The sequence below is a fragment of the Marinobacter sp. UBA2498 genome, assembly GCF_002341575.1.
In the GTDB taxonomy this organism is placed as follows: Bacteria; Pseudomonadota; Gammaproteobacteria; order Pseudomonadales; family Oleiphilaceae; genus Marinobacter; species Marinobacter manganoxydans.
Genome location: NZ_DDOI01000114.1, coordinates 1 through 381 on the forward strand (window position 1 = coordinate 1; position 381 = coordinate 381).

At 59.3% G+C, this 381-nt stretch carries 1 protein-coding gene; it reads right to left on the bottom strand.

Annotated features, from left to right (window positions below):
* Window positions 1-293, bottom strand: a 293-nt coding sequence (locus tag B2W52_RS15885; protein WP_286803712.1) for a citrate/2-methylcitrate synthase, incomplete at its 3' end; no start/stop codon positions are given.
* Window positions 294-381 lie beyond the last annotated feature (88 nt).

Sequence of the window (381 nt, forward strand, 5' to 3'; positions counted from 1 at the left end):
TCCATCGGGTGCGCGTCTTTGGGTATCTGCTCAAGCACGGTCTTCAGGGCAGCCGGCAGGCCACGCAGGCTCTGGAGTTTTTTGGTGTAGGCATCCAGCTCCTGGCGATTCGGCAGTTTGCCCCGAAGCAGAAGGTAAGCGATTTCTTCAAACTGGGCCTTCTCGGCCAGATCGGCAATGTCGTAGCCGCGGTAGGTCAGGCCCGCGCCGCTTTTGCCCACGGTACACAGGGCGGTTTCGCCAGCTACCTGGCCACGGAGGCCTGCGCCGCCGAGTTTTTTTGCTTCAGCCATTGTTGTCTCCCATCGTTATCTTGTTTGGGGTGTCGGATTACCCCTTGGGCCAATCCTGAATATTTGTGACTCCCCTCTCCCCGTGCGG